Below are 21456 nucleotides of genomic sequence, written 5' to 3' on the forward strand. Positions count from 1 at the left end.
AGTGCGGATCAGATGGATAAAGAACTAACGAATCAGCTGAATAAAGAACTAACGGACCACCAAAGGCATGAAAGCAGCGCAAAGGATAAACGCCAGCGTAAAGTTAACCCGCGCTTGGAAACCATATTCAGTATTTTATTACTGATCTTGGGGTCGTTCCTTATTGCGGTGAGTTTTAATGTCTTTTTGGTGCCGCTCGGCATCGCTTCAGGCGGTGTATCAGGGATTTCGATTCTGGTGAACCGGATGACGGGGTTTCCGCCTGCTTATATGCAGTGGGCGATTAACGTGCCGCTTTTCTTTCTTGGTCTCTGGCTGCTCGGTAAACGTTTTGCACTCAAGACAGCGCTGGGCTCCTTCCTTCTGCCGCTGCTTGTGCTGCTCACGTCGCACTTCAAGCCGCTAACAGATAATGCCATGCTAGCCTCCATATACGGGGGGATTGGTGTAGGGGCCGGCCTTGGTCTTGTTTTCCGCGGACGCAGCTCGACTGGCGGTCTGGATTTGGCCGCACAGCTGCTTCATCGCTATACGGGTCTCCGGCTTGGACTTGCTGTTGCCTGTTTCGATGGCGTGGTTATCGCCGCGGCAGGCATCATAATCGCTCCAGAAAATGCACTTTATGCACTTGTCGGCTTATTCGCAACGACGAAAACGATTGATTTTGTACAGACGGGCCTGGCTATTTCCAAGGTAGCTTTTATTATTTCGGATCGACCGGCTGCCATTACGGAAGTGGTTCTGCATGATTTGGATCGTGGTCTGACCCAACTCGATGGTCGCGGGGGTTATACCGGAGAAGCGCGAACGGTACTGATGGTTGTCGTTGGAAGAGGAGAAGTTTCGAAGCTTAAACAGCTAGTCCGAGCTGCAGATAGGAATGCTTTTGTCATTATTAGCGATACGGCGGAGGTACTGGGTGAGGGGTTTAGTTTGCCGTAATGGAGCCAGGCAGACGAGGGAAAGTCAACGATTTTATCATTGAATTTATATGAATACATATGTATAATAATACAAAGTGAAAGCTGATTTCTCTATCCGACAGAATCATGTACAATGAAGGATGGCAGGAAAAAGCTAGCAAGTTACGGATGGGAGAGAAACAGGTATGAGTTCGAAAGTGAAAGTAGCGATTATCGGATCGACCGGATACGGTGGCGTGGAGCTCATTCGGCTGCTCGCTAGTCACCCACAGGCAGAAGTGACATCGGTCATTTCATCTTCGAGTGCAGGCGCGCCGATCGCGGAGGGATTTCCGCATCTAACTGAAATTCGCACCGACTTGTTGGATGATGTTAACCCGGAGCTGATTAAGAGCAAAGCTGACGTTGTTTTTATTGCAACACCGGCAGGGATAGCAGCTAAATTAGTTCCCTCTTTGCTGGAAGTAGGCTTGAAGGTTATTGATATCTCCGGCGATTACCGCTTGAAATCACGTGAACAATACGAGATGTGGTATAAGAAGGAAGCTGCGGATCAAATTTATATTGACCAAGCCGTATATGGATTATCGGAGATTTACGGTGATGCAGTTCGCGGGGTTGATTTTGTATCCAATCCAGGCTGTTTTCCAACAGCTACACTGCTTGGCCTTGTTCCAGCGGTAAAAGCAGGCTTTATTGATCCTTCGACAATTATTATTGACGCCAAGACTGGCGTGTCCGGTGCAGGGCGCGGAGTGAATCTGGGTACGCATTTCTCAGAGCTCAACGAGAACTTTAAAGCTTATAAGCTAAATAAACATCAACATATACCAGAAATTGAGCAAGTGCTCAGCGATGCTGCAGGCAAGCCTGTGATTACAACCTTTACTACGCATCTCGTCCCAATGACCCGGGGGATTATGAGTACGATATATGCCTCAGTGAATGGTACGCTTACAGATGAGGATTTTGTATCGTTATATCGCAATTACTATGAAGGTCGCCCTTTTGTTCGTGTCCGTAATACGGGTACGTGGCCAACTACCAAAGAAGTGTGGGGCTCCAACTATTGTGATATCGGCTTCTCGGTGGATGAGAGAACGGGACGCGTCACGATCATATCCGTAATCGATAATCTGGTTAAAGGCGCAGCTGGGCAAGCCATTCAGAACTTAAACCTCATGCTGGGCTGGGATGAAACGCTGGGCCTTAAATTTGTACCTACGTATCCTTAGTATCGCTCTTCCTAATTTCAGCTTTCATCGTGAGTGTGATTTGCAGCAAAAGCAATTATGCCTATCTATCTAGTTGTCGAAGGAGACTTGAGTGAATAATGGGACAGGGGAATTTTACACCGGCCTACATAGTCGTGCCGGAAGGCTCGATCACGACCCCGAAGGGCTTTAGTGCCGGCGGTTTACACTGCGGTTTGAAGAAAGCGGAGCGTCATGATCTTGGTGCTATCGTGTGTGAGGTGCCGGCAAATGCTGCCGGTGTTTACACGACAAACGTGTTTCAAGCTGCACCGATTCAAGTGACGCGTGCTAGCATTGAAGCAGGCGGCGTACTACGCGCAATTATCGTGAATAGCGGTAATGCTAACGCATGTACAGGTAAGCAGGGCGAAGCAGATGCTTATGAAATGCGTAATAAATTCGCTGAAGCGATCCATGTGCCAATAGAGCATGTAGCGGTAGCTTCAACGGGTGTAATTGGAGAATTACTTAAGATGGACCGAGTAAGAGGTGGAATTGCAGAGCTTCCAGCACGGTTATCGTCCACTTATGAGGCTGCGGATGACTTTTGCCAATCGATTCTTACAACGGATTTGGTCAAGAAAGAGGTATGTGTCTCTGTAACTGTTGATGGGAAAGAGGTTCATATTGCAGGCGCATCCAAAGGCTCTGGTATGATACACCCGAATATGGCGACAATGCTCGGTTTTGTTACAACTGATGCGGCAATCGGCAGCGAAGCGCTGCACCGTTTACTTCGCAAAGCAACGGACTTGACCTTCAACATGATCACTGTCGATGGTGATACAAGCACGAATGATATGCTGGTAGCGATGGCTAGCGGACTGGCCGAGAATGAGGAGCTTAATGAAGCACATTCCGATTGGGCAGCTTTTGCAGAGGGTCTGCGTTATGTATGCGAGGTGCTTGCCAAAGCGATTGCTCGTGATGGTGAGGGCGCAACTAAGCTCGTTGAAGTGCAGGTACGGGGCGCTGTAACAGATGAAGCAGGGCAAGCAATCGCGAAGACGGTTATTGGCTCGTCGCTTGTGAAATCGGCTATATTCGGTGCAGATGCGAATTGGGGCCGTATTATCGCGGCAGTTGGACGTGCAGGACAGCCGGTCAATCCAGAGACAGTCGATATTCGCCTTGGTGATATCGTAACGCTTTCGCAGTCCCGTCCGGTTGCATTTGACGAGGAAGCGGCGCTTGCCTATTTGAAGGGCGATACGGTCATTATCCACGTCGACCTGCATATGGGAGAAGGAACAGCTACCGCATGGGGTTGTGACCTGACCTATGACTATGTACGAATTAACGCAGCTTACCGTACTTAATTCGAACTAAAGCGGAGAGGACGGATAAGGAACATATGGAACAGCGGTTTGTTATGAAATGCGGCGGCAGTACGCTCGCAGCGCTGCCGGCATCCTTCTTCGAGGATCTCAAAGGGCTGCAGGAGCGCGATGTGAAGCCAGTAATCGTCCACGGCGGCGGTCCAGCAATCTCTGAAACCTTGACGAAGCTTGGCATTGAGAGTGAGTTTGTGAACGGTCTGCGTAAGACGAGCGACGAGGTGCTCGATGTCGTAGAGATGGTGCTTGCCGGACGTATTAATAAAGAAATCGTACGTAAAATCCAGCAAAGTGGTGCCAAGTCGATCGGTTTATCTGGCGTGGACGGAAAGCTAATCGGTGCCAAGCCTGTTGCAAATTCAGCAGAGATTGGTTTTGTTGGTGACGTAACGGATGTGAACGTCGCAATTATCGAGGGCATCATGGGAATGGGATACATCCCTGTAATCGCTCCAATCGGCATTGATGCTGCCGGACAGCGATACAATATCAATGCTGACACTGCAGCGGGAGCTGTTGCTTCGCAGCTAGGTGTAGAGCGGATGATTGTTGTCACGGACGTGCCTGGCATTATGAAGACCATTGACGGTGTGAAGCAGGTACTTCCAATCGTTACGGTTGAAGAAATTAATGCGATGATTGCCAGCGGTGAAATCTACGGCGGTATGATTCCGAAGGTTCGCGCAGCGATCCAGTGCATCCAAGGAAACGTTCGTGAAGTCATAATTGTGAATGGTGATGAGCCGGGCGTTCTGAGTAAAGCGGTTCTAGAGAGTGGAATTGGCACACGTATTGTGCAAGCCTAATAAGAGAGGTGATTGATAATGAACGACCTCAATAAACAAGCATCAGCATCCGTATTGGATGGCGCAATATCGGTGTCCGCAGGTAAGAGCGGTGGAACAGATAGCGCGAAGAGCTCGCTTTTTCCCACGTATGCTAGATATCCCCTTGCACTTGTAAAGGGTGAGGGCAGCTATCTTTGGGATGATCAAGGGAACAAATATTTGGATTTCATGAGCGGCATTGCGGTTACGAACCTCGGACATTCGCCCAAGCGAATTAAGGAAGCGCTCGTGAAGCAGTTAGATGAGCTGTGGCATGTATCTAACCTATTCCACATTCCTAATCAAGAAGCAGCCGCGAAGCTGCTGACGGATAATAGCCATGCAGATCAAGTGTTCTTCTGCAACTCGGGTGCGGAAGCGAATGAAGCGGCAATCAAGCTTGCCCGTCGTTATCACCAGAAGGTGCTCGGTAACGGCCGATACGAAGTTATTACATTCGAGAAATCCTTCCATGGTCGTACATTAGCTACGCTTACGGCTACAGGGCAGGAGAAGGTTAAGGAAGGCTTTGGCCCATTGCCAGAAGGCTTCCGCTACGTACCACTTCATGATAAAGCGGCGCTAGAAGCGGCGATTACCGATAAGACAGCGGCGATTATGATTGAGATGATCCAGGCTGAAGGCGGCGTAATTCCGGTAGATCCGGCATTTGTCCACTTTGTTAACAAGCTTTGCAAGGATCGCGGGATCCTCTTGATCGTCGATGAAATTCAGACGGGTATGGGACGTACGGGCAAGCTGTTCTCCTTTGAGCATTATGGCATTGAGCCGGATATCTTCACATTGGCAAAAGCGCTCGGCAGCGGCTTCCCGGTCGGTGCTATGCTTGCAAAGGATTTCCTGACTGAAGCATTCAGTGCTGGAAGCCACGGCTCGACATTCGGCGGTACGCCAATCGCGACTGCTGCTGTAAAAGCGACCATTGAAACGATCGTGGGTGATCGTGTAGCTGATCGTGCTGCTGAGATGGGCGAATATCTAATGAAACAGCTTCGTGAGAAGCTAGCTGGCAACCCGGTGGTCACTGGCATTCGAGGCAAAGGACTTATCGTAGGCATTGCCTGTACGAAGCCAGTTGCTGATATAATTAAAGAGGGTCAGAAACGCGGACTTCTTGTTGTCAGCGCAGGACCTGAAGTTATTCGTCTGCTGCCAAGCCTACTTATTACCCCTGCGGAGATCGATCAAGCGGTCAGTATACTTGCGTCCATTATTGCTTAATTGATGTGCAGAAAGGAAGGAGTTCTACCTATGACATCTCTATTAAATAAAGAGCTCGCGATCAACCTGAAGGGACGGGACTTCATCGAGCTTGCCGATTACACGCCCGAGGAAGTACGTTACCTGATTGATCTTGCTATTGAACTGAAGACCAAGCAAAAAGCGGGGGAGATCTTTCATCCGCTGAAAGGCAAGACACTCGGCATGATTTTTGAAAAGTCCTCTACGCGTACTCGGGTATCCTTTGAGGTGGGCATGTATCAGCTCGGCGGGCATGCGCTGTTCCTGAGCGGGAATGACCTGCAAATCGGCCGCGGTGAAACGATCTCGGATACGGCTCAGGTGCTCTCTCGTTACTTGGACGGCATTATGATCCGTACGTTTGCACATCGCACGATTATTGAGCTTGCTCGCGGTGCGACGGTTCCTGTTATAAATGGGTTGACGGATCTTTCCCACCCTTGCCAAGTGCTTGCCGATTATCAAACGGTACTGGAGCACAAAGGACGACTTGAAGGCTTGAAAATCGCTTATATTGGCGATGGCAACAACATGGTGCACTCCCTGATGATGGGCGCAGCAAAGCTGGGCATGCATATGTCCGTAGCAACGCCAGAGGGTTATGAGCCCGATGAAGAAACGGTTCGTCAGACGAAGGAGAATGCTTCGGAGACAGGCTCGCGCATTCATGTGTGCTATGATCCTAAAGAAGCGATTGCAGATGCAGATATTGTGTATACGGATGTGTGGGCGAGCATGGGCTTTGAGGCGGAGCAGAAGGAGCGGGAGATTGCTTTTGCAAACTACCAGGTCAATGAAGAACTCGTGAAGTATGCGAAGAGCGACTATCTCTTCCTGCATTGTCTGCCGGCGCATCGCGGCGAAGAAGTGAGCGAGGGTGTAATTGACGGCAAGCACTCGATCATTTTCGATCAAGCGGAGAACCGATTGCATGCACAGAAAGCCATCATGGCTGCGATTATGTAGCCTTTTTATTCGCTATAGATATCGAGCGAGCAGCTATATGAACCTTTCATAGATGGATGCTGCTCCTCGGATTTTACAGCTAGCTAGAAGATCTAATAAGCGGCGGTAAGCCGACATTTTATTTATACAAGGAGCGTTAAACAAGAACATGGCTAAGGAAAAAATCGTACTCGCCTATTCGGGCGGTCTGGATACATCCGTTATTTTGAAATGGTTGAAAGAAACCTATGATGCTGAAATCATCGCATTTACTGCTGATATCGGTCAAAAGGACGAGCTGGACGGGCTTGAGGCTAAGGCTCTCGCAACCGGCGCATCGAAAGTATACATCGACGATCTGCGCGATGAATTTGCTCAAGATTTCATCTACCCGATGTTCCAATCGGGTGCTTTGTACGAAGGGCAGTACCTGCTCGGAACTTCGATTGCTCGCCCGCTAATCGCGAAGCGTATGGTTGATATTGCTCGCGCAGAAGGCGCAACGGCTATCGCTCATGGCGCAACTGGCAAAGGAAACGACCAAGTGCGTTTCGAGCTGACGGCAGCAGCGCTTGCTCCCGACATTCAAGTGATTGCGCCATGGCGAAGTGAAGAGTTCCGTGACCAATTCCCTGGTCGTGCGGAGATGATTGCTTATGCAGAGAAGCATAACATTCCAGTGCAAGCCTCGGCTGCGAAGCCATATTCGATGGACCGTAACCTGCTGCATATCAGCTTTGAGAGCGGCGTACTGGAAGATCCATGGTTTGATCCAAGCTCTGACGAGAACAAAGGCATGTTTGTTCTGAGTGTGGCGCCTGAGGATGCACCAGATCAATCCGAATATGTTGAGCTTACCTTCGAAGCGGGTAACTGCGTAGCCATCAATGGCCAGAAGCTTAGCCCACTTGCAGTTATGGAGAAACTCAACGAGCTTGGCGGCAAGCATGGAATCGGCCGCGTTGATATGGTTGAGAACCGTTTTGTCGGCATGAAGAGCCGCGGTGTCTACGAGACACCAGGCGGTACGATCCTATTCTCCGCGCATCGTAAGATGGAGTCACTCACAATGGATCGCGAAGTGATGCACCTGCGTGATTCCCTTATTGCCAAATACGCAACACTTGTCTACAACGGCTTCTGGTTTGCGCCAGAGCGTCTTGCTCTGCAAGCACTCGTGTCCGAGAGTCAGAAGAACGTCAGCGGCGTTGTTCGCTTGAAGCTGTACAAAGGTAATGTAATCGGCGCTGGTGTTAAGAGCCCAGTGAGCCTATATAACCCAGACATCGCGACAATGGAAGCTGATCCTTCCAAAGCGTATGATCAAGGGGATGCAACTGGTTTTATCCGTCTTAACGCATTGCGCCTTAAAGTATCCTCCGGGGTGGAGCAAAGCAAGAAGCAATAGTATTCGTGCGAGCAGCGAAATAAAGGAGTGTACCAGAAGTGAGCAAATTGTGGGGCGGCCGGTTTACAAAGAAAACCGACCAATTGGTAGAGGAATATACAGCTTCCATTTTATTTGATAAAGAGCTGGCCGAAGAAGATATACAGGGCAGTATCGCGCATGTAACGATGCTTGGCAAACAAGGTATTCTGCCGCTGGATGACGTGGAGAAGATCAAGGATGGTCTTCACCGTGTCCTGCAGCGGATTAACCGCAATGATATCGAATTCTCGATATCTGATGAAGATATCCATATGAACATTGAGAAAACGCTGATCGATGATGTAGGTCCAGTTGGAGGCAAGCTTCACACTGGACGGAGTCGGAACGATCAAGTGGCGACGGATATGCATCTGTGGCTGCGTAAACGGGTGGTTGAGTTCGTGGATATGCTGCATAAGCTGCAGTCCGCATTAATCGAGCAGGCCAAAGCCAACCTGGATACGATTTTACCAGGCTATACGCATTTGCAGCGTGCGCAGCCCATTCTATTCGCCCATCATATGATGGCGTATGTCTCGATGTTCGGCCGTGATATTGAACGGCTTCAGGACAGCTACAAGCGGATCAATATGCTGCCGCTTGGTGCAGGTGCGCTTGCAGGAACGACATTTCCGATCGACCGCCATTTCGTGGCAAGCCAGCTAAAATTTGACCGCGTGTATGAGAACAGTCTGGATGCGGTAAGCGATCGTGATTTTATTCTGGAATTTCTCTCTCATGCGTCGATTATTATGATGCACTTGTCGCGGATTAGCGAGGAGCTGATCATGTGGTCAAGTACCGAGTTTCACTTCATTGAGCTTGATGATGCCTTCTGTACAGGGAGCAGCATTATGCCGCAGAAGAAGAACCCGGACGTGCCTGAGCTTGTCCGCGGTAAGACTGGCCGTGTATACGGCAATCTAGTAGGTCTGTTGACCGTCTTGAAATCATTGCCGCTGGCCTACAACAAGGACATGCAGGAAGACAAAGAAGGCATGTTCGATACGGTTCGTACGCTGCAAGGCGCGCTTCAACTGTTCGCTCCAATGATCAAGACGATGAAGGTCCACAAAGACCGGATGCGTCAAGCGGTGAATCAGGACTTCTCGAATGCGACGGATATCGCAGATTTCCTCGTTGGCAAGGGCTTACCTTTCCGTCAAGCGCATGAGGTCATCGGCAAAACGGTACTTTACTGTATCCAGCAGGGCAAATATTTGCTTGATCTGACCCTGGAAGAGTTCAAGCAGTTTTCTACCCTGTTTGATGATCGAATCTATGACGTGCTGCAGCCAGAAAATGTCGTGAACGCCCGTAATGTTTACGGCGGTACGGCGACTTCACAAGTTACGGATGCCATCGGACGCGCCGAGCTTGAGCTCGAGAAAACAGCCCTTTGGACGAAGGAATACATCGAGCGCAGCAGATAAGGAACAAAATATCCCATCAGCAGCATCAAAAAGGCTGTCTCTTATTCAACCTCACCGTTGAATCGAGACAGTCTTTTCAGATTGTCCGTTATTTAGATTGTCTGCTTTTCAGATTGTCCGCTAACAAGGACAGCGAGCACAAGTCCAGCTTCCTTTGGTAGCAGTCTTTTATTAATGGATGCTGTTTAGAAGAAGCTTACTCCTATTTCAACTTCAGCAGCTCACTCCGCGACTCCATCCTCAAGCAGCTTTTTGCCGCTGTTGCTATCATTCTTCCCTGCCCCAGCATTATTTTTTAGCCCTTTATCCTCTACAGACACCCCGTAGATGACAGGCTGTGGCTTATAGGTATCTCGCGAAATACGCTCTCGTGATACTTCTTTTCCATTCTCCAGCTTAGTCCGATAGGTTTCCACAACGAAGCCCGGTTTACCAGCAGTCAGCAGCAGTCTACCTCCTGGTTGTACGACAGCATTCGCTACTTCCTTTATCGGAGGCTCAATGGTTGTAACTGTTGTTGAATCAATCTTGTAGCTAACAGAGGAGGACATCGTGCCGAATAATTTCACGGTCAGCTGGCGATCTTGGACGACGGTTCGAATGAGAAGATAGTGGCCAGTCGTATTCTTGAAGCGGAAATTAATTGCTCCTTCCGCGAAGGTAGCATCCTGTCCTTTGGGCAAATAGGAAACGGGAAGGGAATGATTACGCCGCTCCACCATATTAAGGCCTGCCAGCAGAGCAGCGTTATATAGCGTACTTGAAACCTGACAGATCCCGCCGCCGATGCCTGGCACAAGCTCTCCATTAAGAATAACGGGTGCTTCGCGGAAGCCGTATTTCCTGCTAGTCAGGGAGATTACCTTGCTGTAGTCAAACACTTCACCGGGGGCAAGCTCCCAGTCATTCAAGGTCTTCGCTGTCGTACTTACATTATAGGCTCGCCCCGTACCGCTTGTTCTGAAGTCGGTAGTGAACGAGGTGATCTTCCGATCGATGCCCTCTGCTTTTAACCGCTCCAGTGTGATGTCTGGATGAACGACGCGCATCGCAAGCGGCAGGGTGACAGCCTGTTGCCCTTCTATGCCTCCAGAAGCAGAGGCTCCACCTGCACTTGCTCCCCAGTCTTTGGCGATAATAGCCTCCACAGCTTGCTGAGCTTTGCTGAACATGGCCTCCGCATCAAGGCGATAAGCATCCGAATGCGCACGATACACTACCTTGTCATCGGCTGTTATCGAACGAGCTGCATTACTCGGTTCATTGGCATTGAGAAAGCCCCACTGTCCTTTAATTTTGCTTAGGAAGGTTTGCTTGTTCCATCTTATTTCTATAAGGAGCGTTTCTGGAAATTTCATGCGAATCTTCATTTTATCCCAAATACTTCCTTCTTGAAGCTGGATAATCGCGGCTTTTGCAGCTTTTGTATCCAGAAGAATGCCGAGCTCAGCTAACGTCCATGTATGCTGCTGCCCAGCCTGCGAATTGACTTCTATAGTCAGAGGTATATTTGCCAGTGTTTCCTCCCGTTGTGTAAGCTCCAGCAGTGCATTTTTGATCGATAAACCCCCAATGGCAAAGGAAGCTTTACTGTGCAGAACCTGTTCATTCTTGCCAGCAGCAGTGCCGGAACCATTGACCAGTGGGTCACTGTTAGAGGCGTTAATTCGAACACCCTTCGGTATCTCATCGCGTGAAGAATAAATCCAAATCAATCCCCAGCCAGCCGAGCTTACAAGGAGAAGGGAAGCGGTAATAATTATGATCAAATGCAGTTTCTTCATGAATTCACCATCACCTCGAATTGCTAAGTTGATAGATGTATATGCACTAGGATGCTATTTTCTGCCTACGAATGTTTGTCCCTTCATTTTGGTTTGGATAAAATCGTAAGTTCCACTCTGAATATCGACAAAGTAGAATTCCAACATTTGTCGAATCCGCTTCAGGTCCCTAATTAAATGTGAATAAATGTGAATAAGTACGGATGATTAGAAATATGAAAAATGCAGAATGTGGGACTTTCGTAGAGGATTTGCCGTAATCATGTCGAATACATAAAAGCTGACTACCTACAGGATGTGATAATGTGATCGAGTTGCAAGATATTTGGAAAACGTACACGGATGGCACGCATGCACTGCGTGGCGTTTCTGTTCTTATAGACCGTAATGAATTTGTCTATTTAGTCGGTCCCTCAGGTGCGGGGAAATCAACCTTTATGAAGCTGATCTATCGTGAGGACATTCCTACGAAGGGTCAAATCTCTGTCAACGGCTTTAATATCGGTAAACTAAAGCCTCGCAAAATCCCTTTCGTTCGTCGGAATATAGGCGTTATTTTTCAAGATTATCGGCTGCTTCCCAAGCTGACCGCGTATGAGAATATTGCTTTTGCCATGGAAGTCATTGAAGCGCCTCGCCGCATCATCAAGAAACGGACGATGGAGGTACTGGAGCTGGTTGGTCTAAAGAATAAGCAAAACAGTCTCCCCCAGCAGCTATCCGGCGGTGAGCAGCAGCGTATTGCCATAGCTCGCGCCATCGTCAATAATCCAGCTGTTATTGTTGCGGATGAGCCGACGGGGAACCTGGATCCAGAGACGTCATGGGGAATTATGAATTTGCTCGAAGAAATTAATTTTCGTGGAACGACAATTGTAATGGCTACTCATAACAGAGAGATTGTGAACACGCTTCGCAAACGAGTTATAGCGATAGAGAATGGTGTCATCGTTCGTGATGAGGCAAGAGGGGAGTACGGCTATGAAAATTAGCACGCTTCTCAGACATTTGCGTGAGGGTATCTTGAATATCGTTCGAAACGGCTGGATGACCTTTGCTTCAATTAGCTCCATCGTTATCTCTTTGTTCATTCTGGGTGTGTTCCTACTGATGGCGCTGAATGTCAATAATTTGGCTGACCAGATTGAGAATGAAGTTCAAATACGTGTCTTTCTTCAACTGAATACAGATCAAGCCAAGATTGATCAGCTTAAGAACGCAATCGGCAACATTCCAGAAGTGAGCAAAGTAACCTTTGTCTCCAAAGCGGAAGGCTTGGATCTGCTGCGCAAGAACATAGGAACAGACTTGCTCGAGGGCTACAATGGTACGAACAATCCGCTTCCGGATTCTTTTACTGTAGAGGTCTTTGAACCGCAGAATATCGCTTTTGCAGCTAAGAAAATCGATGCTGTCAATAAAGCAGATGGCACCAACCCCATCAAGAGCGTCAAGTATGGCAAAGGCACGGTTGAATCCTTGTTCAAAATTACCAATGCTGTCCGTAATATCGGACTTGTCATCGTAGCCGGACTTGCCATAACGGCGATGTTCCTCATTTCGAACACCATTAAGATCACAATCATCGCGCGTCGCCGCGAAATTGGAATTATGAAGCTCGTTGGAGCAACCAACAACTTTATTCGCTGGCCGTTCTTCATCGAGGGTGCCCTAATTGGGATGTTAGGTTCAGCTATTACGGTAGCACTGCTATTATTCGGGTATTCACAGCTTGTGCAGGTTTCCCAATTCCAGCTTGGCTTGATGATGATTAAGCTTATTACGATTAAGGAAGTCGGATTCTATATTTCCTTACTTCTGTTTGGACTCGGTACGATTATTGGGATATGGGGCAGCACCTTATCCATTCGTAAGTATCTAAAAGTATAGGTGGGTGCAAACGTGAAAAAAGGACTGGCCGTCTTAGTCGTTATTCTACTAGCAGGGTATATTTTCCAACCATTTAATGGAGAAGCTTCATCGCAGGTGGATAAGATCAATCGAGAGCTCGAGAAGGTCAAGCAAGAGATGAGCGCGGCTTCCCATAATCGTAACCAAGCGGACAAAGACAAACAGTATGCGCTTGCCATGAAAGAGAAAACCGCGCAGTCGGTTAATGAAATTCTCGCCCAAATTAACGAGGTTGGCACGCAGCTAAGCAACGTGCAAGGACAGATTGATAAGACGAAAGAGAGCTTGCAGCAAGCCGGCGAAGATCTACAAGCTGCGGAGGAGCGACTTGTTTCACAAGATAAACTGCTCCAATCGCGAATTCGGTTAATGTACACCGATGGCTTTGTTTCTTATTTGGATGTTCTAATGAGCTCGACGAGCTTCAGTGATTTCCTTGATCGAACCGATTCACTCCAATCGATTCTTGGCCAAGATCAGGATATACTAGATAATCACAAAAAGGACAAGGCGCTTGTTGTAAAGAAGAAGCAAGAGATTGAAAAGTCACTTAACGATGTGAAGCAGATGTATGCCAAGCTGGGCGACTTTCAATCCCTTCTGAAGGATAAGGAAAACGAGAAGGAAGTCATGGTTCTCAAGTATAAGAATAAAGCAGAAGAGCTGGAGGAGATTAGCGACGAGCAAGAAGCGCTTCTCATTAAGCTGGCGAAGAAGTTCTCTGACCTTGAGAATAAGAAGAAAGCGATCAAAACTTACTATACAGGCGGCAAGCTCGGTATGCCGCTTCGCGCGGAGTATCGCCTATCTTCTCCTTTTGGCTATCGCATACATCCCGTATCCGGCAAGAAGAAGCTGCATGCAGGTATGGATATGGCCGTACCGAAAGGGACGCCAATCTATGCAGCAGAATCGGGCATTGTAATCGTTGCACAATGGTGGAATGGCTATGGTAACTGTGTCATTATCAACCATGGAGGCGGTCTATGGACCATATATGGTCATATCCGTGAAGGCGGTATTGAAGTAGAAAAGGGACAGACAGTGAAGCGTGGTCAGAAAATCGCGGAAGTCGGCAGTACCGGCATCTCGACAGGGAATCATTTGCACTTCGAAGTCCGTATGAACGAGAATCCAGTAAACCCAGCACCCTATCTAAAATAACAGCGGCAGAATAAGATGATATTCTCCGCAACTGACAATGCCGCACCCAACATGCAAATAATTGGGTGCGGCTTGTCATATACTAGGAGAGTTGTGGTTTTCGCTTACATAGGGGTTAAGCATATGTTTTGTAAGGATCGGTCATATGCTCATTTTGTTTGAGGTGGTGTGAACATGCAGTTCAAAGGACGTACGGTGGCGGCTTTTATGTTACTTACAATGGCGGTATCCGTACTGGTGACGCTAACGGTAGAGGACCGATGGGTAGCGCTTGGGAGCAGTGGATCTCCAGCTGGAGCAGCTGCATCAGAGACAACCGGGTCACAAGGGCTGAGCCAGAAGGAGCTCGGTAAGCTGAACACGGTCATGTCTCTGATTGAGAGTAAATATTTTCGCGAGATTGATCGTTCGAAAATAGTTGATGGTGCGATTACAGGGATGATGAGCTCCCTTGGTGATCCCTACTCCGTCTATATGGAGAAGGAAGTAGCACAGCACTTCTCAGAGACCATTGAGGGCTCTTTCACTGGGATTGGCGCTGGCGTAGCGCTTAAGGATGGGAAGATCACGATTGAATCGGCTATTAAAGGCTCACCCGCTGAACGTGCGGGTATCCTCCCGAACGATGTGCTCTTATCCGTTGACGGTGAGAAGCTTGATGGGATATCGCTAGCTGACGCCGTAGCCAAGATTCGTGGGCCCAAGGGCTCCAAAGTGAAGCTGACGATCTCTCGCGAAGGCGTGTCGCAGCCTGTGCAGCTCACGATTGTACGGGATGATATTGACTACGAGACGGTGTATGCTCATTTGCGCAGCGATGGAATCGGCGTGATCGAGATTCGTCAATTCTCATTGAATACGGGAGATCGATTCTTGGAGGAGCTAGCGAGCCTTGAGAAACAGGGGATGAAAGGGCTTATTATTGACGTACGGGGCAATCCAGGTGGTGTACTGCCTGTTGTTGTTTCGATCGCACAGCCCTTCGTAGCGAAGGGAGAACCCATCGTGCAGGTCGAGGACAAGAGCGGACATCGTGAGAAAACCTTGTCTACGGGCGGAGGGAAAAGCTATCCGATTGCAGTTCTGATGAACAAAGGAAGCGCCAGTGCATCCGAGGTTCTAGCAGGTGCGCTCAAGGAAGAAGCGCATGCGCTGCTTGTTGGCGACACCTCTTTTGGTAAAGGAACCGTGCAGGTTAGCTATGAGAAAGTGATGGCTGATGGCAGCCTGATTAAGATGACGATTGCAAAATGGTTAACACCGCTTGGTAATTGGGTCCATGAGAAAGGGCTTAAACCAGACGTACAGGTGCTCTTGCCAGACTTCTACAACGTTGTGCGTATGTCGAAGACCAAGACACTTGTGCGCGATACGATTGAAGCAGATACGAAGAGTCTGCAAATCATGTTAGGTGGTCTTGGCTACAAGATTGACCGTAAGGACGGTTATTATAGTGCTGTAACCGAATCGCAGGTTAAAGCCTTTCAGAAAGATAACGGATTAGCGATTACCGGTAAAACGGATAAAGCGACGGCTGTTAAAATCGAGGAAAAGCTGAGCCAGACCATAAAAGACGAGAAGAATGATATCCAGCTTAGTAAAGCGGTAATTGTTCTCCAGCAGAAGCTTGGTGTCGCTCGATAGAGCAGGCAGGATTTTGCAAGGCTGATGTCGAATAGGTAGAAGGTTGATACTGCGAAAGCAATCGCGGTGCAGCCTTCTTTTTTTTATGATCTATTTCGGAGGGGATATTACTCGCCATCGCTGGTAAAGAGGACACGAACCCCGTGCTGCTTCTCAGCCTAGAAGGAGTGAAAACGTTGGATATCGTATTAGAATTGCTCAGGCAAGCAGGCTCTGCAGTCGTTGGACTTCTTCTATCACCGTTCTACTATATCGCAGTGCTTCTTATTATGCTTCAATATATGAGGCAAACGCGTCTTGAAAGAAAGCTATTCCATGTGAAGCTTCATGCTTGGCCGATGGAACTAGGCAGGACGATATTGGCAGGTCTTGTCGTTGGTTTAGTGATATCTTGTGCAGGCTTGTTCCTTGGAGTTACAGTGACCGGAGAAGCCGTTCTCTGGATGTGGGGGACGGCAGCCGTGCTTGCTATCGTGCGGGTTCGATATTTATGCTTCGCTTATGGCGTTGGGCTGCTAGGCATTCTGCAATGGATAATAGGTTTCACACCGCTTGCAGAGCGTAGTGACTGGTTTGGCCATATGATGACATCGCTGAGTCAACTGGATATACCGGGTCTTCTTTTTCTCGTTGCGATTATGCATTTGGCGGAAGCCTTGCTAGTTCGCTGGCAGGGTGCGAGGTTTGCAAGCCCGCTGTTTCTGGAGGGAAAAAGGGGTAAGCTGGTAGGCGGCTATGCCCTGCAGGGTTATTGGCCAGTGCCAATGTTTATGCTGGCTCCTGCAGCTGCAGGCAGTGGTGCTCATATGATGCTTCCTTGGTCAACCTGGTTTGGAGACAGCTCAATGTGGAGCAACGGATTCACGATGATCGGTTTCCCGATGATGATAGGCTTTACGGAATTAACGCGGACGATGCTGCCGCAGGCAAAGGCGCGTATCGCCTCGCAATCATTGCTTATTTATGGTATTTGCTTGGGAAGTATCGCAATTGGTGCTGTTTACTGGTCACCGCTTACACTATTAGCAGCACTTTGCTCTTTGCTTCTTCATGAAGCCATTATTCTATGGAGCAACTTCAAAGAGACAACAACGAGTCCTTTCTTTGTTCATGATGAGCGAGGATTGCGCATACTTGCTGTTATTCCAGGGACACCAGCGGAATCTATGGGGATCAAGGTCGGAGAGGTGCTTCAGAAAGTAAATGGTATGCGAGTTCGTTCGAAGGAAGAACTCTATACTGCCCTTCATATCAATTCAGCTTTCTGCAAGCTTGAGGTGTTAAATCTGGAGGGACATGTGAAATTCGTCCACCGTGCGCGGTACGCAGGCGAGCACCATCAGCTTGGCGTTGTCCTCGCTCCTGATGATCAGGCAGACTATTATGCGGCATCCGCTAATGCATCCTTGCTCGATATTATCGGGCGCAGACGTACGACAAGGCAGAGAGAAACACCTTCAGTCCCAACATCGCTTTAAAATCATATGAAATAGTGAAAAATGGATCGGCATCCTCATTAAAGCAGATGGCGATTCATTTTTTGAATACACTCTTCTATACAAAACAGACGAACCATTCACCAATGGTCCGTCTGTTTTTACATTTAAATGTTCGTCCTCAGTTTACTTGAAATCCAAACTGCGTAATACGGTAATTTCGACACGGCGATTCTTTTGTCTATTCGCATTCGTTGTGTTGGGCACGACTGGACGTGTATCTCCATATCCGGCGATTTTAAATTTCTTGGGGTCGATCTTAGCTTTATCAACAAAATAACGAAGAACGGATAAAGACCGCCCTGCAGAGAGCTCCCAGTTATCCTGGAATACCCCGCCTGGCTGAATGGCCAGATTATCGGTATGGCCCTCAATGCTAATCGTGTTATGCAGGGTTGAGAATAAGCTGGCCAGCTTGCCAAGAACGGGAAGCGCATTGTCCTTCAGGTTCGCCTTCCCTAGATCAAATAGAAATTGATCAGACAATCGAATGGCGATTCCTTCTGAGGTATCCGCAACAAAAATTTTATTTTCCAAATGATTTTGCTTAATATACGATTGGATGACCTTCAATAAATCCTGAAGATTTTGCTCCATCTGTCTTTTTGCTTCTTCTTGGAGCTTTTCTTTATCCGGTTTATCCACCTTCTCGGAGGTTTCGGCAGGTTTCGGCTGCTGCGCTCTATCTAAAGAACCGGTTACACCGGAACCCATCTCAATAACAGTGTCGGATTTGCGGAATTCAAGCTGGAGGGACTGTGCCAGCACTTCGTATTTCTGCGTATCGATCCGGCTCATCGCATAGAGAATAACGAAAAAAATCATGAGCAGCGTAATCAAATCTGCATAGGTAATGAGCCAGCGTTCATGACTTTCTGGAGCGGCTGGTTTTTTTCTACTCCTTCGGCGCATCGACGTCCACCTTCTTTGCCCGCGGATTTTCTGATTCCAGCAGCATGAATGAGTTTAGCTTTTTGCGAATAAGTTGAGGATTTTCACCAGCTTGAAGGGCGAGAATCCCCTCAAGCATCAGCTCCATCATATGAACGATTTCTTGATTGCTTGTCTTTATCTTGGAAGCGATTGGAAGGTAAATCAAGTTTGCGCTCGCGACACCGTATAGTGTAGCCGTAAAAGCGACTGCAATGGAAGGACCCAAAGAGCCAGGGTCGGCCAGATTGCTTAATACATGAATGAGCCCCATAACTGTACCGATAATCCCCATCGTTGGTGCAAATCCGCCTGCGGCCTCGAAGATTTTGGCCTGCTGTTCGCGCATTCTCTCTATTCCTTCAATTTCAAGTTCTAGAATTTGCTGCGTCAGCTCTGGATCCGTACCATCCACGACCATGAGCAGACCGTTTCGTAAAAAGGGGTCATTCAGCTCATTGGCCATATTCTCAAGCGCCAATACACCTTCTTTGCGTGCGATTGTCGCCATATCGACAATACGGTCGACCATCGCATAGGGGTCCTGCTCTGTCTTGCGAAAGGCATGGCGAAGCGCATCCGGTATCATTTTTAGCTTGGATAATGGAAAACTAACTGCGGTTGCTGCAAAGGTACCCCCGAATACAATGAGTAAGGCAGTCTTTTCGAAAAGGCTTTCTGGATGTCCGCCTTCCCAAATAAAACCGAAAAATAAAGCTAGAATACCTGCAATGATACTTACAACTGTTGTAATGTCCATCTGATCCGTTCACTCTCCGTCTCTTGTTATCAACAAAAACCTTGGAATTACTTGCGGGTTACTCAAGCTGACAACAACCTCCGATTGCATCATACACACAAAATCTGTATAATTAATGGGAACACATATTCTTATGCATCCACACTTCGACCTTTTGGCCGATAGTGGTCTAAGATGGATAATATTTGATTTTATAACAGACCTCTGTCTATTTTATCGGGTTAATTGGGTATACAAATTAATAGGCCTTTATTCATAGAACGAAGAGGATTGGGGTGTAAAAAGGCATGGTCGAGAAGGAAATGGAGCAAGGCAAGCTGTTTAATCTCCAATCCGATTATTCACCGCAAGGTGATCAGCCTGTAGCGATTAAACAGCTCGTAGAAGGGGTTAGAGCAGGCGAGAGGCATCAGACTTTGCTGGGTGCAACGGGGACGGGCAAAACCTACACGATAGCGAATGCTATTGCGCAGCTTAATCGTCCGACGCTTGTTATTGCTCATAACAAGACTCTGGCCGCGCAGCTTTGCAGTGAGTTTAAGGAATTTTTCCCAGATAACGCAGTTTCCTATTTTGTTAGTTACTATGACTACTATCAGCCTGAAGCTTACATCCCTTCCTCAGATACGTATATTGAGAAAGATTCCAGCATTAACGAAGAGATTGATAAGCTTCGCCACTCTGCCACCAGTTCACTCTTCGAGCGTCGGGATGTCATAATCGTAGCCAGTGTTTCCTGCATCTATGGTCTCGGCTCACCGAAAGAGTATGGAAGCTTAGTGCTTAGCTTGCGAACAGGCATGGAGAAGCCGCGTGATCAAATCCTGCATAAGCTGGTCGATATTCAGTATCAGCGGAATGATATTAATTTTGCACGAGGCACTTTTCGTGTGCGTGGCGATATCGTGGAGATCTTCCCAGTTGCCAATAATGAGCGAGCGATCCGCGTTGAGCTTTTTGGTGATGAAATTGAACGAATAACCGAAATTGATGTGCTTACAGGTGAAATCGTCGGTGAACGTGAGCATGTAGCTATATTCCCGGCTTCTCACTTCGTTACCCACGAGGACACGATGAAGGTGGCTCTCAAAGATATAGAAGCAGAGCTCGAGGAACGCCTTGCAGAGCTTCGAGAGCAGGGGAAACTGCTGGAATTACAGCGATTGGAGCAGCGGACTCGCTATGATTTGGAAATGATGCATGAGATGGGCTTCTGTTCGGGAATTGAGAACTATTCTGGACCTCTTACTTTCAGGGAGCGCGGCGCTACACCTTACACACTCATGGACTATTTCCCTAAAGATATGCTTGTTGTCATTGATGAATCCCATGTGACACTTCCTCAAGTTCGAGCGATGTATAACGGAGATAGGGCGCGGAAGGAAGTGCTGGTCAATCATGGTTTCCGCCTTCCATCTGCGATGGATAACCGACCACTCCGTTTCGAGGAATTTGAAGAAAAGGATAACCAAATTATTTATGTTTCGGCAACGCCTGGTCCTTACGAACTAGAGAAGTGTCCGACGATGATTCAGCAAATTATTAGGCCGACGGGGCTGCTCGATCCTGTTATCGAAGTGCGGCCGACGAAGGGGCAGATTGATGACCTGCTCGTGGAAATTCGTGATCGGATCGCGAAGGATGAGCGTGTGCTTGTTACGACCTTAACGAAGAAGATGTCTGAGGATCTTACGGATTACTTGAAGGAAGTTGGCATTAAGGTGCGCTACCTTCACTCCGATATCAAGACATTGGAGCGGTTGGCGATTTTGCGAGACCTGCGTATAGGTACTTTTCATGTGCTTGTTGGTATCAACTTGCTTCGGGAGGGTCTGGATTTACCGGAGGTTACACTTGTTTCAATTCTAGATGCGGATAAGGAAGGCTTCCTCCGCTCGGAGCGATCCCTTATTCAGACGATTGGGCGGGCTGCTCGGAATTCAGAAGGCCGCGTTATTATGTACGGTGATAAAATTACAGATTCCATGGCGAAGGCGATCAGTGAAACAGAGCGCCGCCGGACGATTCAGATTGCCTATAATGAGAAGCATGGCGTTACACCGCAGACCATTCGCAAGAAGGTACATGCGATAATAGAAGCTACGAAGGTAGCGGAGCAGAAGAGCGACTACTTAACAGGTATCGGCACGGACAAAATGTCGAAGAAAGATCGTCATTCACTCGTGCAGCGTCTCGAGGCCGAGATGAAGGATGCAGCGAAGAACCTGCAATTCGAACGAGCCGCCGAGCTGCGTGATGCCCTGCTGGAGCTCAAAGCCGAGCTTGGCTAGAAACGCCTTCGATGAGAGAATTGACTGAAACTAGAGCCGCTGAGCTCACACGCATAAGGGTTG

At 48.2% G+C, this 21456-nt stretch carries 17 protein-coding genes; 14 read left to right on the top strand and 3 right to left on the bottom strand.

The window, feature by feature from the left end; genetic code table 11:
• Window positions 1-12: 12 nt before the first annotated feature.
• From EKN16_RS26150 to argH, 8 genes are all read left to right on the top strand, one after another.
• Window positions 13-942, top strand: a complete 930-nt coding sequence (locus EKN16_RS26150) for a YitT family protein (protein WP_179955645.1) — start codon at window positions 13-15, stop codon at window positions 940-942.
• Window positions 943-1108: 166 nt separating this feature from the next.
• Window positions 1109-2158, top strand: coding sequence for an N-acetyl-gamma-glutamyl-phosphate reductase (argC, locus tag EKN16_RS26155; RefSeq protein ID WP_125663782.1), 1050 nt, complete (start codon window positions 1109-1111; stop codon window positions 2156-2158).
• Between the two features lie 98 nt (window positions 2159-2256).
• Window positions 2257-3498, top strand: coding sequence for a bifunctional ornithine acetyltransferase/N-acetylglutamate synthase (gene argJ / locus EKN16_RS26160; RefSeq protein WP_125663784.1), 1242 nt, complete (start codon window positions 2257-2259; stop codon window positions 3496-3498).
• Window positions 3499-3533: 35 nt separating this feature from the next.
• Window positions 3534-4322, top strand: a complete 789-nt coding sequence (argB, locus tag EKN16_RS26165) for an acetylglutamate kinase (RefSeq protein ID WP_125663786.1) — start codon at window positions 3534-3536, stop codon at window positions 4320-4322.
• Window positions 4323-4340: 18 nt separating this feature from the next.
• Window positions 4341-5585, top strand: a complete 1245-nt coding sequence (locus EKN16_RS26170; RefSeq protein WP_125663788.1) for an acetylornithine transaminase — start codon at window positions 4341-4343, stop codon at window positions 5583-5585.
• 30 nt (window positions 5586-5615) lie between these two features.
• Window positions 5616-6572 carry an ornithine carbamoyltransferase gene (gene argF / locus EKN16_RS26175; RefSeq protein ID WP_125663791.1) on the top strand — a complete coding sequence of 319 codons (957 nt, stop codon included), beginning with the start codon at window positions 5616-5618 and terminating at the stop codon, window positions 6570-6572.
• 148 nt (window positions 6573-6720) lie between these two features.
• Window positions 6721-7959: an argininosuccinate synthase gene (locus EKN16_RS26180; RefSeq protein WP_125663793.1), complete on the top strand. Its 1239-nt coding sequence runs from the start codon at window positions 6721-6723 to the stop codon at window positions 7957-7959.
• 38 nt (window positions 7960-7997) lie between these two features.
• Window positions 7998-9413: an argininosuccinate lyase gene (gene argH, locus EKN16_RS26185; RefSeq protein ID WP_125663795.1), complete on the top strand. Its 1416-nt coding sequence runs from the start codon at window positions 7998-8000 to the stop codon at window positions 9411-9413.
• A gap of 221 nt (window positions 9414-9634) precedes the next feature.
• Here argH and EKN16_RS26190 read toward each other — a convergent pair whose 3' ends face one another.
• Window positions 9635-11197, bottom strand: a complete 1563-nt coding sequence (locus EKN16_RS26190) for a VanW family protein (protein ID WP_125663797.1) — start codon at window positions 11195-11197, stop codon at window positions 9635-9637.
• 305 nt (window positions 11198-11502) lie between these two features.
• Between EKN16_RS26190 and ftsE the strand changes: the two genes are divergently transcribed.
• From ftsE to EKN16_RS26215, 5 genes are all read left to right on the top strand, one after another.
• On the top strand, window positions 11503-12189 hold the full coding sequence (gene ftsE / locus EKN16_RS26195) for a cell division ATP-binding protein FtsE (RefSeq protein ID WP_125663799.1): 687 nt from the start codon (window positions 11503-11505) through the stop codon (window positions 12187-12189).
• The gene (gene ftsX, locus EKN16_RS26200; protein WP_125663801.1) at window positions 12179-13087 is read left to right on the top strand and encodes a permease-like cell division protein FtsX; all 909 of its coding nucleotides are present in this window, start codon (window positions 12179-12181) and stop codon (window positions 13085-13087) included. The genes ftsE and ftsX overlap by 11 nt, the downstream gene beginning before the upstream one ends.
• Before the next feature lie 12 nt (window positions 13088-13099).
• A complete protein-coding gene (locus EKN16_RS26205) occupies window positions 13100-14272 on the top strand; it encodes a murein hydrolase activator EnvC family protein (protein ID WP_125663803.1) in 1173 nt (390 codons plus the stop codon).
• Window positions 14273-14446: 174 nt separating this feature from the next.
• Complete coding sequence (locus EKN16_RS26210) at window positions 14447-15916, top strand: S41 family peptidase (RefSeq protein WP_125663804.1); 1470 nt, start codon at window positions 14447-14449, stop codon at window positions 15914-15916.
• Window positions 15917-16092: 176 nt separating this feature from the next.
• Window positions 16093-17394, top strand: a complete 1302-nt coding sequence (locus EKN16_RS26215) for a PDZ domain-containing protein (protein WP_125663806.1) — start codon at window positions 16093-16095, stop codon at window positions 17392-17394.
• A 144-nt stretch (window positions 17395-17538) separates the two neighbouring features.
• On the opposite strand, the gene EKN16_RS26220 is transcribed toward EKN16_RS26215, so the two are convergent.
• The gene (locus EKN16_RS26220; protein ID WP_125663808.1) at window positions 17539-18324 is read right to left on the bottom strand and encodes a flagellar motor protein MotB; all 786 of its coding nucleotides are present in this window, start codon (window positions 18322-18324) and stop codon (window positions 17539-17541) included.
• Window positions 18308-19102: a flagellar motor protein gene (locus EKN16_RS26225; RefSeq protein WP_125663810.1), complete on the bottom strand. Its 795-nt coding sequence runs from the start codon at window positions 19100-19102 to the stop codon at window positions 18308-18310. The genes EKN16_RS26220 and EKN16_RS26225 overlap by 17 nt, the downstream gene beginning before the upstream one ends.
• A gap of 287 nt (window positions 19103-19389) precedes the next feature.
• Between EKN16_RS26225 and uvrB the strand changes: the two genes are divergently transcribed.
• Entirely contained in the window at window positions 19390-21393 is a 2004-nt protein-coding gene (gene uvrB / locus EKN16_RS26230; protein WP_125663812.1) for an excinuclease ABC subunit UvrB, read from the top strand.
• Window positions 21394-21456: the final 63 nt, after the last annotated feature.

It is taken from the genome of Paenibacillus baekrokdamisoli, from assembly GCF_003945345.1.
GTDB classification, from domain to species: domain Bacteria; phylum Bacillota; class Bacilli; order Paenibacillales; family Paenibacillaceae; genus Paenibacillus_Z; species Paenibacillus_Z baekrokdamisoli.